The sequence below is a fragment of the Flavobacterium davisii genome, assembly GCF_019565505.1.
GTDB classification, from domain to species: Bacteria; Bacteroidota; Bacteroidia; order Flavobacteriales; family Flavobacteriaceae; genus Flavobacterium; species Flavobacterium davisii.
In genome coordinates, this window is the sequence record NZ_CP067378.1 from 1,688,380 (window position 1) to 1,702,727 (window position 14,348).

14 protein-coding genes and 2 pseudogenes are annotated in these 14,348 nt (G+C 35.2%); 1 reads left to right on the forward strand and 15 read right to left on the reverse strand.

Annotation, left to right across the window (positions count from 1 at the left end):
• Positions 1-7: 7 nt before the first annotated feature.
• The 4 genes and pseudogenes from JJC05_RS08190 to JJC05_RS08200 form a co-directional block, all read right to left on the reverse strand.
• Complete coding sequence (locus JJC05_RS08190; protein WP_235878745.1) at positions 8-415, reverse strand: phage integrase N-terminal SAM-like domain-containing protein; 408 nt, start codon at positions 413-415, stop codon at positions 8-10.
• A gap of 117 nt (positions 416-532) precedes the next feature.
• The gene (locus tag JJC05_RS08195) at positions 533-1,759 is read right to left on the reverse strand and encodes an MTBMA_p00010-related P-loop-containing protein (protein WP_258929639.1); all 1,227 of its coding nucleotides are present in this window, start codon (positions 1,757-1,759) and stop codon (positions 533-535) included.
• A 144-nt stretch (positions 1,760-1,903) separates the two neighbouring features.
• Positions 1,904-2,065, reverse strand: a pseudogene (locus tag JJC05_RS18805) (toprim domain-containing protein); the annotation flags it as partial.
• Positions 1,996-2,928, reverse strand: coding sequence for a CHC2 zinc finger domain-containing protein (locus tag JJC05_RS08200; protein WP_235878747.1), 933 nt, complete (start codon positions 2,926-2,928; stop codon positions 1,996-1,998). The pseudogene JJC05_RS18805 and the gene JJC05_RS08200, both read right to left, overlap by 70 nt.
• A 153-nt stretch (positions 2,929-3,081) precedes the next feature.
• Between JJC05_RS08200 and JJC05_RS08205 the strand changes: the two genes are divergently transcribed.
• Entirely contained in the window at positions 3,082-3,420 is a 339-nt protein-coding gene (locus JJC05_RS08205; RefSeq protein ID WP_235878759.1) for a helix-turn-helix domain-containing protein, read from the forward strand.
• A gap of 352 nt (positions 3,421-3,772) precedes the next feature.
• Here the strand turns inward: JJC05_RS08205 and JJC05_RS08210 are convergent, their stop codons facing one another.
• The 11 genes and pseudogenes from JJC05_RS08210 to JJC05_RS08260 all read right to left on the reverse strand — a co-directional run bounded on the left by JJC05_RS08210 (position 3,773) and on the right by JJC05_RS08260 (position 14,035).
• Positions 3,773-4,330: an SMI1/KNR4 family protein gene (locus tag JJC05_RS08210; RefSeq protein ID WP_235878751.1), complete on the reverse strand. Its 558-nt coding sequence runs from the start codon at positions 4,328-4,330 to the stop codon at positions 3,773-3,775.
• 4 nt (positions 4,331-4,334) lie between these two features.
• Complete coding sequence (locus tag JJC05_RS08215) at positions 4,335-7,661, reverse strand: DNA/RNA non-specific endonuclease (protein ID WP_235878761.1); 3,327 nt, start codon at positions 7,659-7,661, stop codon at positions 4,335-4,337.
• A 270-nt stretch (positions 7,662-7,931) separates the two neighbouring features.
• Positions 7,932-8,021 (reverse strand): annotated as a pseudogene (locus JJC05_RS17090) (DUF6531 domain-containing protein); the annotation flags it as partial.
• Positions 8,018-8,728 carry a hypothetical protein gene (locus JJC05_RS08225; RefSeq protein WP_235878763.1) on the reverse strand — a complete coding sequence of 237 codons (711 nt, stop codon included), beginning with the start codon at positions 8,726-8,728 and terminating at the stop codon, positions 8,018-8,020. The gene JJC05_RS08225 and the pseudogene JJC05_RS17090, both read right to left, overlap by 4 nt.
• 17 nt (positions 8,729-8,745) lie before the next feature.
• A complete protein-coding gene (locus tag JJC05_RS08230; protein ID WP_235878764.1) occupies positions 8,746-9,333 on the reverse strand; it encodes a hypothetical protein in 588 nt (195 codons plus the stop codon).
• Positions 9,321-9,896, reverse strand: coding sequence for a hypothetical protein (locus tag JJC05_RS08235; protein ID WP_235878766.1), 576 nt, complete (start codon positions 9,894-9,896; stop codon positions 9,321-9,323). Before JJC05_RS08235 ends, JJC05_RS08230 begins: the two co-directional genes overlap by 13 nt.
• 195 nt (positions 9,897-10,091) lie before the next feature.
• Positions 10,092-12,197 (reverse strand): type VI secretion system Vgr family protein, encoded by a 2,106-nt coding sequence (locus JJC05_RS08240; protein ID WP_105195156.1) that lies wholly within the window; start codon positions 12,195-12,197, stop codon positions 10,092-10,094.
• 50 nt (positions 12,198-12,247) lie between these two features.
• Complete coding sequence (gene tssD / locus JJC05_RS08245; protein WP_088393305.1) at positions 12,248-12,634, reverse strand: type VI secretion system tube protein TssD; 387 nt, start codon at positions 12,632-12,634, stop codon at positions 12,248-12,250.
• 12 nt (positions 12,635-12,646) lie between these two features.
• Positions 12,647-13,381, reverse strand: a complete 735-nt coding sequence (locus JJC05_RS08250; RefSeq protein ID WP_235878767.1) for a hypothetical protein — start codon at positions 13,379-13,381, stop codon at positions 12,647-12,649.
• Positions 13,353-13,562 carry a hypothetical protein gene (locus tag JJC05_RS08255; protein WP_235878768.1) on the reverse strand — a complete coding sequence of 70 codons (210 nt, stop codon included), beginning with the start codon at positions 13,560-13,562 and terminating at the stop codon, positions 13,353-13,355. The genes JJC05_RS08250 and JJC05_RS08255 overlap by 29 nt, the downstream gene beginning before the upstream one ends.
• On the reverse strand, positions 13,553-14,035 hold the full coding sequence (locus tag JJC05_RS08260) for a hypothetical protein (RefSeq protein ID WP_235878769.1): 483 nt from the start codon (positions 14,033-14,035) through the stop codon (positions 13,553-13,555). Before JJC05_RS08260 ends, JJC05_RS08255 begins: the two co-directional genes overlap by 10 nt.
• Between the last annotated feature and the right edge of the window lie 313 nt (positions 14,036-14,348).

Sequence of the window (14,348 nt, forward strand, 5' to 3'; positions counted from 1 at the left end):
AAAGGCTCTAAGTCCACAAGCATAACAAAGATGTAAAATAATTTTTTTCTTTTGTATTGGCTAGTTTATAGAGTTCTTTAATTTCTTGTTGGGATAGTATCTCTCGTATGTTTTTGGGATCCTTTTTGATTTGTAAGCTATAGGCATTAAAAGGATTTTTTTTGATTACCCCTCTTTGTTCTAAAAAGACAAAATATTGATCGATAATGGTAAAATAGTTGTGTATAGAATTACTATGTAACTTTTTATCAATTGTATATTTTATATAATAATCAATGTCTTTTGTTTTAACTAAACCTGCTGGTTTTTTTAAGAGATTTAAGAAATTAGTAATACATCTTAGACGATTATCAATGGCTAAAGAACTGTATCCTAATGTTAGTAATTCTACTTTGTATGATGCTTTATGTTCCATTGTCCTACACTGTTTTTGAAAATTATGCGCCGAATGCTTTTATTGGCTGTTTTACAATGTTTTACGTTTTTTTATCGGCTCATTATAGGTGTATTCTAGGCTCACTTTAGACTCATTTTATTCTTCTTTTAACTTATCTAACATTATTTGTAATTGTTCTTCTGTTAGGGTTTTGAAGTTGTCCCAATGGGCTATTTTGTATTGATTGCCTTTGCCCATTTTACCTAATTTTGATAAATATTCGCAAGAAACTAAATCGGTTAAATACCTGTTTATTTGTGCTTTGCTTAATGTATAATGATCTTTAATGTCAAAACGTGTAAATTTTACATCTTCTCTTTTCTTATCTTCCTTTTTAGCCTTTTTTTCAACAAACTTTTTTAAGGATTCGTAAAAGGTTCTTACTTTCCCCTCGAGTTCATCCATTTTTAAAATAATACTGTCTTTCATTAATAATAAACCGTTTATAACATCCTCTTTTTCTGCGATTAATTGCCCTTGTGGGGTTTTGTTTCGTTGGTATTGATTGAGCAGTACAATTTGATTAATGACTCCCATAACGATATCGTGCATTCGAGTGGGTTTGTGTACGTTCTCGGGCAGTTCCACAAGGTTTGCATAAGGGTTTATGACTTCATAGACTTGTAATAATTTTATACATTCTCTTAAAAAAAACCGAGTTTGTTCCTGTTCCTGTTTGTTGATTTGGCCCTGATAGACTTTGTTTTTATACTCAATGATTCGTTTGGTTTGCTCCTTTGATTCATCTACAGAAAGTACTATAATTCTACTCATATTATCCTCGTAGAGTTCGCCTTTAGTGGTGGCTGATAAACTGGCAAAAGATACTTCTACCTCTTTTATTTTACCGTCTGCATTGCCTTTTTTGTCTTTGATAGAAGTCGAAGAGGATAATTTTTTATTAGAGATCATTTCACGCACCGCCATAAGGGCTTCTTCTTTTAATCCGTCCATATCCTCAAAAACGACGAGTTTATACATAAACTCTCCGTTTTTATAATTGTACAAACTGCTTTCTGTAACCCTAGTTAAGTAAATGACATCTTCAGGAGGTATGAGCGATGCAATTTGTTTGATGGTGTGGGTTTTGCCACTTCCCGAACTTCCTTGATAGAGGATGTGTAGGTTGTAATTCATCTTGTAAGTGGTTGCCGTTACATACTGTAAAAGCCTGTTGTTTTGTTCGCCTACAATGCCTATTTTTCCTAGTAATTCATTGATGTTGTGGAGTAGGTTTTCTTCTTTTAAAAAGTCGAGGGGTTTTATTTTTTGTTCAATATTTAAAGGTTTAAGGTTCAACGTTGGTTTTATTTCTTGCTTCATTTTTTCAACTAATGTCTTATCATTACTGCCTATTGGTTTTCTGGTTTGTAATAACTCGGTAAAGATTTCCTTTTCATAGGCTACTAAAAGGCTGTTGATGTCTTCGCCTTCAGGGGTTTCAACTTTTGTTATTTTGAGTTTTGGGTTTAATTCCTGTAAAGCTTCAGTATATTTCGCTGTCGCCGTGCGACCTGCTTTGTCTCCGTCAAAGAAAAAAATTACTTCTTCTAAGTGTTTTAAATTTTGGATGGCTTGTAAATGTTCTGGAGCAAGTCCGTTTGTACCGTAACAAGAAAGAGCCCCCAGCCCCCAAAGGGGGAGTTAGGGTCGTTGATGATTTGTAATATACTTAAAGCATCGATAGGAGCTTCGGTTAATATGAGTTTTTTAGTTTGGGGTTTTGGATAATGTGGGTATAATCCGTTTCTACCTTTTAAATAAAAGTGTTTAGCCCCCTCCGCCCCCAAAGGAACTATGGAGCGAAAATAAAAAGAGACTATTTCTCCTTTTTCATTACGCAGTGGAAAGACTAAACATTTATTACCAAAAACTTGATACGTAACGGCTTCGCCTGTTTGATTGTTTATTCTATTTAAAGGGCTTAACATTCCTACCTCTAAAGCATTTTGTATCATTTCTTGTTTTGCTAGAACAGGATTTACTTCATTTTCAAATCGTCCAGCGTGATGGAACTGCCCCGAGTTAAAACCTACTGAACCTCTAGTTTCTAAAACGCTGGATAAATTACGGCTATGTAAATACTCTTTGGCGGGTTGACTCATATATACCGATTTTACAAAGGTTTCGTATAACTTTTCTAGGAACAGCCCCCTAGCCCCCAAAGGGGGAATATGGTTTTCTTGACTCATTGTTTTAATAACTTTACTTTGTTGTATAATTTGTGGTGCTGCGACTTGTGCTAACTGGGTGCATTTTTTTAAGGCATCGTGTTTGGATAGTTTTTCAAAGTCTTGTACAAACTGGATTGGGTCGCCTTTTGCCCCGCAAGCGTGGCATTTGTAAAAGTCTTTTTGCAAATTGACTTGTAAAGAAGCGGTTTTATCCTGATGGAAAGGACAACACAACATTTTATTTTTATTGGGCTGTAAATTGTAATAGCTTAATACTTGGCTTAAACTTAAGCGGGATTTTATGTCAGAGATTTGCATTGTGAAAATTGTTGAAAAGTTTTAATTGTGTATAATCAGACACAAATATATACAATCATCCATTAATAGCAAACAATTATTATATTTTTTTACGTACCAAAATACCAGTATATTTGCTTTTTGTTGTATTATAGTACACTTTGATATATAATTATGGTAAAAATTGGTGATAGAATAGCGCTTTTGAGGAAAGTTAAAGGTCTTTCTCAAACTGATTTAGCTAAACAAATAAGTGCTTCTAGAGAAGCAATAGGAAAATACGAAAGAAATGAGGCTTCGCCATCTGTAGAGACAGCAAAGAAGATAGCAGATGTTTTTGAAGTTACTTTAGATTACTTGATTGATGAAAATGCTACAATGACTTTTGATAAACAAACAGTTAATCGAATTAATGATATACAGACTCTTGATGAAGAAAACAAAAGTCATATTTTTGCCATTTTAGATGCCTTTTTAAGAGATGTTAAAACAAGACAAGCTTATTCTAAATAGGGTCTGCTGAAAAACTAACCAAACACAAATTGGTATCATTTTCACTAAAAATAATCAATTTTACTAATTTTTGATAAGTATTAATTCTTTTAGAGCTTGTAAATTGGAGTTTAAAAAAGATAGAACACAAAAAACAAATTGTTAGATGCAAGGTTTTTGAAGGGGATAGTGTAAAAACCTTGCATCTAATAATAAAATTCAACTTCCGAATTGCTGATTTTTAGAGGATTTGAATTTTTCAGCAGACCCTAAATAATGTTTCATTTTACTTAATACAAAAATAAACCCCGCAATTGCAGGGTTTATTTTTGTTTATACTCAAAGTCAGGAGACTTTGAGGAGCGGGACGATTTTAAATTACAATTTTATTCAATATTTTAAATGTATTATTTAATGATTCCAAAGAAAAGGGAATATACATTTTAAATTTATCTTTACTGGTTAGGTTTTCAAAACACTCGTATAAATTATTTCCAACTTTTCTAAAACCTATACCTCTAAAATCAGTTATATAAATATCAAACTCATTTTCATTTTGACTAAAGTTGCTTATATCCCAAAATAGATATAATCCATTATCACTTGAAGCAAAAGGATATAAATTTTTTAAAATTTCTATAGAAGCATCTGGTTCAATATCAAACCAAATATCATCATTTAATACATCTTCTATATATGTGTCTTTTATCTCTTCTGATCTTACAAAAATAGAATCTCCATAATCCCCCATAGGAATATAAATATGAAATTCCTCCAATGTCAAACCATATCCATAATTTAGAACAAAATCTTTATAAGATGAGGGAAAACCTTTCCCATTAATGAAACGAAAGGATTCTAATTTTTTGGCATCACCTAATTCTTTAGGCAAATCATTTGTTACGCTTAAAGTAAATTTATTTTCTAGCATAATTTTATGAACAGCATACTGTTTTTTGTCTTAATCCGTTAGTTACTTCTCCATCAACTATTACTTTCCCATTTTGATCTATACCAAAAATAGTTATTTTGTGTGGTATTAATTCATCACCATTATAAAGAGGTTTAACTTCAACTAAAACAGTATTGCCTGCTTTCACGTGTTTGGTAATTTTATTTTCATATTTAGTCATTCCTGGATGATTAGTACCATCAGTTATTGTTACTAAATTTCTTTTATCAGTCCCACTACCTCCGTGATTATTAGAAATTAAATGTCCTCTTTGTTGATGGTGTGGATGTTCTCCTCCTAACCATCCCGGCGGACTAACTGAAGAAGAGGCAGATGTACCAGTACCTAATGTTGATTGAGTAACTTCTGCAAATCCACCTGTAGGTCTTCCTAAATTATCTAAGGGAAAGTACTCAGGACTAAGCCCGAATGGATCAACTAGTTTATTAGAATCCTTCACATACCCATACATCGTCGGATTATTTCCCGCCAATCCAATCGGGTCTTGACTCAAATACAGTCCCGTACTCGCATCATAATATCGAAATCGATTATAGTAAAGCCCTTCTAATTCGGGGTCTTCGTATTGCCCGAGTTGTCTAAAAGGGATAAAATCTGGAGTTAGTCCAATGTGGGAGTTAAAATTACGAAGTTTTCCATAAATATCGTAGTCAGTTTGCCAAACTAATCGACCTTGTTGGTCATATGATTGTAGGGGTCTACCTAGGTAGTCCGAAATAATACTAAATTGTTCTTCTGCTTGTATTTTAGCACAGGGAACAAAGCTATTTTCTTGGTAAATCCAAGTAACTAAATCCTCTACGGTTTCTTTTTGGCTAAGGTAAACTTCTCCTAGATCGTTAACAGAGCTTTGAGCTTCTTGTCCTTTTTGGTAGGTCCACTGATGCAAAAGAACGTTTCCATCCCAAAGGTAACGATTTGTTTTTTCATTACCAATAATCTTTTTTATTCTTCTACCCAAAGCATCGTATTCCATACCAATGACGGTACCATCGGGTTTTTTAACGCTTTTTAGCATCCCGTTGCCATACCAATTGTACTCCCAATCGCCTTGTTGCCATTGTTGGTAGGCAATTTCTTGTTGTTCTTGTTTTTCTTTTAGTTGGGTGTATTCTTGTTTTTCTTTTTCTGTATAAATACGGTCTGTTTGCAAATAATAGGCCAGCTCTCCTCGTTTGGGCTTGTCTTCTGTAATTTCTTCTATAAAGAAAGAAAATTTAGTGGGTTTTTGTTTTTCCTCTTGGCGTTTTTGTATTTGTGTGTGTGCTACATTGCGTTTGCTTTTTAAACGTAGGTTTCCTTCTCCATCGTATACATAATACCAGTTGAGGTCTTTTAGGAGTTTGCCGCCTTTGCCGTATACCCGATCTTTTTGTTCTTTGGTCTTATAAAGGTTGCCTACTTCATCGGGTAGTTTGTAGTCATAACTTCCGTCTTCGTATTGGGCAGAGGCAAGGTTACCAAAACTGTCGTATACGTACTGTATTTGTCCTCCTGTAAGGGCATTAATGGTTTGTTGTAATCGGTGGTTGGCATTCCAGATGTATTGGCGGTGGTAGGTGTCTTTATGACCCCGATGTACTTTTTGGGCAATGGGTCTTCCTGCTGCATCATACTGGTTACTTATGGTTATGCCTCCTGTTATACTGCGTTCTATTTCTTGCCCTAGTGCATTGTATTTTAGTTGGGCTTCCTGAGCTTGTTTTTGCGCTTCTTTTAGAGTATTTGTTTGGGCTGTTATTTTTTCTAAAAGTCCTTTTTTGTTGTAGGTGTTTTGTAAATCGGCACCTAAAGAAGAGGTCATTTTGATACGGTTCCCGTTTCGGTCGTATTCAGAAATGATCGTAAAGCCTTGGTCGTCTTTAAAATCGCTGGTTTGGGTTTCCTTTATCACCCGTCCCATTTTATCACGCTCTAAAAGAATGCTCACATCTTGGTTTTTGGCTTGTAGGAGTTGCCCTAGTTTGTTGTAAGCAAAGCTTTCCCAAGTTCCGTCATTATGATGCGCTCGTATAATGCGTCCTAGCGCATCGTATTGGTATTCGGTCCAGTTGTTATGGGGTCTTTGGGTACGTATTACCCATCCGTTTGCGTTGCGTTGGTATCGTCTGGTTAAAAAATCAAAACCTTCTTCTTGGGTAATGTTTCCTGCTTTGTCTCTTGTAAAACGGTATTTTTCGTTGTGTTCGTTGGTAATGCTGACCAACTGTTCCATTTTATCGTAGTCAAAAAATACTTTGGTTTTGTTTTCTTCGCGCATTTTAAGACTTCCCATAGGGGTATAATCAAATTTTATACTATGGTGTTGGTCGTTGGCTTCAATGATTTCATCATATCCGTTGTAAAGGAGTGTTGTAACGTTGTTGTCTGCTCCTTTTATAGAGGTTATTCGACCTAGTACATCATATATAAATGTTTGTGGGTTTTTACCGGGACTTTGAACACTAAGGACTTCTCCACGGTGATTATAGCGCCATTGGGTCTTATTTTTTTCTTGATCTATAAAACAAATTAAATTGTGTTGTGCATCATATTCTAAAACAGATCGGTTTCCTTCTTTTGATATTTCGCTAATGAGTCCTTGGGCATTGTAGTCAAACTGGGTAATACCGTTATCGGGTTCTATAATACTGTTAAGGAGGTATTTTTGCTTTTTTTTGTAGGTATAGGTTGTTTGATTGCCTTGGGGATCTATGGCAATAGACAGGCGTTGTTCTTTGTCGTAAATATAGTGTGCTACGCTGGTATCAGGGTATACAACAGCGGTTTTGTTTCCAAAATCATCATAGGTATAACCGGTCATGTGTCCTTCTGGGTCTATTTCACGATAGACTTCCATATACTCGGTATATTCGGTAAAATGGCTATTTCCGAGCGGATCGGTAACTTGGGTTACCAGTTGGTTGGGTTCATAGTAATAGGTGGTTACGGCACCGTTAGCATCGGTAACGAGGTTGTATCCTTTTTCAGGAAAATATTCTATCCATCCTTCTTGCCAACCGCCATCGCCCCAAGTGTGGGTGCATTTTGCACCTGTTTTATTGCCGTCGTATTCCCAATAAAAGGTCTGTCCGTTTCGATCGGTTTTTTCGATCATAAGGTGATGGTCGTATTTAATCTGGGTGCTTTTTTGTAAAGCATCTGTAATGCTGACCATGTTTTGATCTTGATCGTAAGAATAGCTTATTAAGGTATCTTCTCCTTTTTCGTGAAGGAGTGTAAGTTGTGTAATTAGGCCTGAATAATCGGTATAGGCTTTTATTTTTCTACCCGCACAGTCTTCTATCATAAAAAGATGGTTGCCTTTTAGGTACAATCGGGTTGTCAGTCCTGCTCTGTCTATAATTTGAGTTAAACGGTATTCATTATAGCCGTTGTAATGATCAAAGATATAGGTGGTAAAGGAGGTGTGATCGAAAGCTTGGAAATGGTTTTCAAAACGGGTTAGGGTTATTTTTTCTTGTCGTAGATAAAAATCGTCTCCCTCTTCTAATAAAGGAAAAGCGACTATTCGGCCGTCTTCTAGTCTTAGACCTAGAGCCTCTTCTTCTGGAAATAACGTTATACAACGGTCGTAATTACAATGTACACCGTGTCCTAACCAGCCATTAAAGGCGGAGTCAGAATACCATTTTCTTTCCCATTTTATGGGGTTTGGCGATTGATTTCAAAATCGGTGCCTTCATAAATTACGGCTCCGTTAATAAGGTTTACGGGTTCAAAACCTGCTTTACAAAGTTGTTTGCTAAGCCAGTTGGGGCCTATAGCGTTTTGTAGTAAATGGTTGAATGCTTTTTTTCCGTATTTCATTAAGGTACTAAAGCCAATGCTGGATAATAGGCCTGCTAACGCACCGCCCCAATCAGGTACATAAGGTCCGCCCACTAGAACAGGGAGGCCTGTAGGAATGGGGATAGAAAAAGAGGTAGGGGCAAATAAAGTGGGGGCAAAAGGAAGCATTTTTTTGCCTATTTTGGTTTTTCCTAAACTAAGAGAAAGGGGCATGCCTATATCATTACAGGTCATTACGGCATATCCTTTGGGGCTTAGTCGGGTTCCGTCTGCATATACGTTTTGTGAGGCGTAAAAGTTCATGCTTTCGTGTCCAATGATCGGGGTCATCAACCAAGGTGGGGTAAAGAGAGGGATGTGCACTAAAGGAATAATGATACCGCTGGTGTCTGAAACGCCTCTTTTAATTCCATTAACATGTACCGTAGCTCCTATAAAAGGAATATAATCGGCCGGATCTATGACTATTCCAATATAGGGATGAAAGGGATTGAAAGGCGGCATCGTTGTAAAATGGATGTCTATACCTATTATGGGGGTAAAGTGATTATCTGCTAATAACATACTCGAAACGTGTTTTTTTATGTGTTTTCATAGATGGGTTGAGTAGAGGAGGTTATTTTTTTGGCATATTCTCGCCACTCTTGACCGTAAATGGATTGCATTCTTTCTTCAATCTGATTTTTTTCAGATGGTGTTATGTTGGCACTGTTTAGTGCAAGGTATTTTTCTGTAATAAATGCAAAATTGATCCCTTTTAATAATTCATCTGATAGAGGGTATCCTTTTTCGAAACTGTTTTGTATGATTTTTTGGTATACAGCGCTACGATCATTTTTAAGGAGTAGTAGGGCGTAAATATGGGCCAAAATCATTTGTTCTATCAGCTGTGCTTTTTCGGCTATTTGAGCTTGTTTAACAAAATTATCTACGGCTTTTTCGGTATTCCCTATCATGCTATAATAGGATGCTTTATAAGAATAGAGTTGTATGAGTGTGCCGGCTAATATTGGTTGGTTTGGGTATTCTTTTTCAGCAATTAGAATGCCTTTGTCTAAGAGTCTGAGGATATGGGGTTCTTCTTTAAACTGAAATAAAAATCCCGCATAAATCAGGTGAGCAGATGCCCAAAAGGAGTGGTCTGCTGTAGATTTTGTTAAAGAAAGCATTTGTTTTCCCCAGTAATGTATTTGTTCTTTGTCTTTTTAGCGGCGCTTTCGCCTAATTCAAAAAGGTATTTCCTGAATTTAACCTGTGGATCGTTGGGGTTTCCTTGGGTGGCTAATTCTTTGTAAGAACGTGTCATATTTTGATCTGGAATATCCATAGTGACAGCTCGGGATTGGAGATTTTCTACCGTTTTTGTATGTTTTTCTTTTCCTTTAAAGTCAATTAGTAGTATGCCATAATCTTGGAGTATGGGGGTCATTAGACTTTTTATAAAAAGATTAAAATCATCATAATCGGATACTTTTTTAGGTACCAGACCTAGGAGGATGAGGTTGTCTTTTTTGGATTCGAATTTTTTAAAACTTATAAGTAGTCGAATGAAAAGATTTTTTAGTTCATTTGAGTTTTTATGGGATAGGGTATGAAATTGATTTTTTAGTTCTTCAAAGTCTTCCCATTTCCATTGAGGGTATTTTTTTAGGTCGTTATCAAACGCGGTTATCCACTCCTTTAGAAGGTCATATAAAAACTGGTTTTCATTTTCAAATGGAATAGAAAACAAAAGGAATGAATCGGGGCTTTTGCCGTGTGCAGATGCTTCTATTTGGATGAATCCGTTAATTAAGATAAAATCTTCTTGATGGCATAGGAATTGAAATAGCCTTGCTTGGGGATTTTTTTTCGCGTATTATCCCATATTTTGGCTATTTTGCTTATCCCAACGGCAATGGGGTTGTGTTCGTTACTTTGCATCTTCTTAGTTCAGATTTACGGTTCCTCCTTTTACATTGGTCATCCCAGAACCATTTACGTTAACTGTTGTAGACTCTATTGCTACTTCTGTTTCGCCATTAATTCCTATTTTAGGGGCTTTTTCTTCAATAAGTGATTCGCTGTTTGTTTTAACGGATGTGGTTCCGGTTATCTCGGCTTCTTTTGTCTCTATTTTTACTTTTATATCGCCGCTAATTACAATGGTACCGTCTTTTGTCATTTTAATTTCAGTTCCTCCGCAGGTAAATGTAATGCTTTCGTTTGCGTTGACGGTGGCGTTTCCAGCGCCATCAAATTTTAGTTCAACACTGCCTTTGTCGGTAAGGTGTACACTGCCGGCATTATCATCCATGTGGAGTTTGTTGCCGCTGGCTGTTTGCAAACCTTTAATATAATTGCCAGAACCGCCTTTGCCAGCACTGGCTTTTCCGTTAAACATAGCACCTAATACAAAGGGTCTTTCGGCATTGCCATTGTCAAAACCTATAATCACTTCTTCACCAACTTCGGGAATGATGTGCATTCCTTTGCCTTTTCCTGCATAAGGGGTTACGACTCTTAACCAAGGGGTTGTTAAGCCTTTTTTCTTTTGCCAAGGAAATTGCACTTTAATCATACCTTGGGGGTTGTCGTTTTGCATAACGATGGCTGATTGTTCTTCGCAAATAGGAAAAGCGTCTTCATCAAAGAATGGGGAAATAAAGATATCGGGTATGCCCACAAATTCATTGTAGTATTCGTTGCCGTCATGATAATGGCAGATTTCGATAATACGGTAGGTTTCCATGGCTTTTGCATTAATATCTGATATTTTGGCTTTGCCTCCCATTCTTAATTTGGGATCACGACTTCGGCCTCTTACTTGCATGGTGTGTTCTCTACTTTCTTTCTGACGACGGGCCATTTCTCTTAAATCTTTTTCTACGGTTTGTTGGGAAGTGGCGTTAAAAAGCATTTCGGATTTTTTTCTGAATACTTTTTCAGAAGCTTCTATGGCTGCTTGTTGAAAAGGGTTTACTTTTCTTTGTACATCGCTTTTCAAGGAGTCTGCGTCTCTTTCTTTTACTTCGGCGGAAATACTGTCGTATGCTAGGTATTTGAATAGTTGAGGTTTAATCATCATTTCAAATTCTATATCTATTAGGTCTATGTTTTCAGCAATTTCTACAGTGTCTTTTATTTCATTTCCAAAAACCAAATGCTGACCATCATAATAAAAATATTCACCGTATCTATGGGCCAATCTTTTAATGAATTGGTAATCGGATTCTTTGTATTGTACGCAATAAGGAATGATGTAATCTGTATTTAGGTTTTTAGTCGATATTGCTACTTCGCCATTATATTCTGCTAGGGCTTGTTTGATGATTTCATCTAGTTTTTTGTTTTCATAACTTTGGCAGTCTTTCCCGTTTTCTAATAGGATACTAGGAGAATAACCTGTAATATAGAGTTTCCCATATCCTCCTCCTTCGTCTTTTTTGTTTCGAATGTTGGCTATTATTCCTGTAAAGGTTTGGGTAATACTTCCAAAACGATGAAAGTGGATGCTTAATTTTTTTCCCAGTATGTTTTTGGAATTTTCCATTACGTATCCTTCAAAACTATCTAAAGAATCATCGGGTGTTATGATTGTAAAGCTGTCATGATCATTGGTCATTTGTCTTAATTCTACAACATAACTATTTTTGGCCAAAAAATCTTTTCCTTCTATATTTAGGGTACAATAAACTAAGGGACTGTCTTTGTCGTTCAAAAAATCATGGAATGTTTTTTTTGAAAAATATTTTTTTATATCATCAGGATGATTTAGACGACCTATGATACCGTCATTATTATTTTGATTATCAAGATCTTCCATTTCATTTGTTTTTTGACGGGTTATATACTGTCCTGCGCTTTTTATGGTGTCTTTGTTTTCAACTAATTTATTGAGTGCAGGATTAGATAATGATTCCGTGGTTTTTTGTGTTATTTCTGATGTAATGACTTCTGTAGATTCTTGTTTAATTTGTTCAACAAGTTGTGTTTTAACTCCGTCTAATTCTTCTTTTATTGGATTTTTTGAATGCGTATCTTTAATTGACATATCCTTAGTTTTTAGCGTTTAAAATGTTATTTAGGATTTTTAAAAATCAGTTATCGCCACTTTTTGTCGTGTGATACACCATTTACATCAAAATTTTTGGCAATAATTCGGATGCTTATTTGTAATGGTTCTGTGCTTTCTGAAGTAAAGTGTTCTTCAAAGAAAATACAATAACCTTTTTCAAATTGTAATTCTTGTAGTTTGCTCATAGCATCTCGGCGATAAAATATTATTTTACCGTTTTTGGCTTTGTTATGATCCAACATCCAGTCTAAAAAGTCAGGATTGCCTGTGCTTTCAAGTCGAATAAATATTTCGCCTCCTTGTGGCATTCCTTGTGGTTTACCTGTGTTATCTATAGATTGGGTAAAATTGTACTTGCATTCTAAAATGTTGTACATATTGCCGTCTAATTCTAATTTAGCTAAAAATGACATAGTGTTACGTTTTTAAAAAATTTCTGTTTTTGTTTGTATTAAGCTGTCTTCTTTGTAGTAATCGGATTGTTTTTCTGTTGTTTTTCCTTCATGATCTATTAGATATTGGTAGTGCCAACCTTCTTTCTTTTTGTTTTTAAATGGTCCTTCCCAAATTAGGTGGTTTGTTTGATCATAGTATTTTATATAACCTGTTCCTTCTTGTCCTAAAGAGGTTTGGTATATTTTTTTTCCTTCTTGTGATAAAACGATGTAATGATTGATGAAATGTCCGTTTAGGTCTGTTTCAAATTTTATATGCAACGATCCTATGGGGTAAAAATCTTGTTGAATACCAACTAAATTATCATTTAAATAATTTCGTTCTTCTATTATTTTTTGCGTTTTGGAGTCAAATGTTCTCGCTTTTATTAGCTTGCCTTTGTTGGAGTAAAGGTATTCTTGGCTTTTATTATTTTGGTTGATTGGATCGAAGTATTTTTGCCATTTTCCTACTTTCATTCCATTCAGAAGAAGGCCTTGTTCAAAAGATTTTGAATCCTGTTCAAATATTCTAATAAAACCATTTTGTTTTACTTGTTGTATACTATCAACTAATAGAGAATCTTTTTTTTGCAAAAAGGCGACATCTGTATAAACTACTGCTTTATACAAGGCTTTTTCTTGTTTACAAGTTGTTAGGCTAAAAAGAATAAGAGATATAATAATGTATAGGATTTCAAGGTCTAAAAAATTTAATGTTATCATTGTTTATTTCTCTACTTGAGGCCCAGCTGCTGGCATCGCATTTTTCGGTTCCATTACCAGAGGCTCCTCTTCCTGCTCCTCTGGAGCAAAATTCGTCGTCTTCGAATAGTTGTCCTCTCCTAACTTGTGTTACAATTTCTACATGTGTTCCTCCAAAAGCGGCTATATCGCCTATTTGCACGTTTTCTTTTTTACGGGTTTAAGTTTTTCTCCATTCCATATTTGTCTGGCAGATAAGTACTTGCCATTAGATAAGATGGTGTAACCTGCCATAAATAAAGATTCCCCTACAAAAAGATTACAGGACCATTTCGCATCTTCTCCGTAAAAAACAACATAATATCCTGATTTCCAATTATCATAAGCTCTTTTTAAAGCGTAATAATCGGCGTCGGTTACTTTTCTGTCTTTATCAAATTGAGCTAATAAGAGTAAATATTTTCTTTGAGTTAGTACAAACCGAGAACTATCCATCCATTTTTTACTGAATCCATTAGGGGTTGATGGAAAATGAAGAGGTTTTCTTTTGGCATTAGCCAATTCTCCATTTTTTGTTAAAAAATAGCCTTTGTTTTCGTAAAAATCTTTATAACTGTTCATTATAACAGAGTCATTGGCTATCTTTTCTGCCTCTCTAGCTACTTTTTCACTCATATTTATTAGATGTTTTTAATGAGATTCTAATTTTAGTTTTGCTTGTAACGGGCTGTAGATGTAAACTGCTATTTAAAAAAAGGGTGTCAGAAAGCGATCATTTAATACTGAATTTATTGTTTTCATGAGCTGAAAAATCAAATGATTTATAATTACATAATTTACTTTTCTAATTTTTTATCTCGCTATTGGTACTTTATGATCTCCTCTTTTTAATCATCGGTGTTTATCTGGTCTTGAATTTGTTTTTCATTCCTGTTCGATGATTTTTCAATTGTTTGTAATAAACCTATTGTTAATAGGGATTTCATAA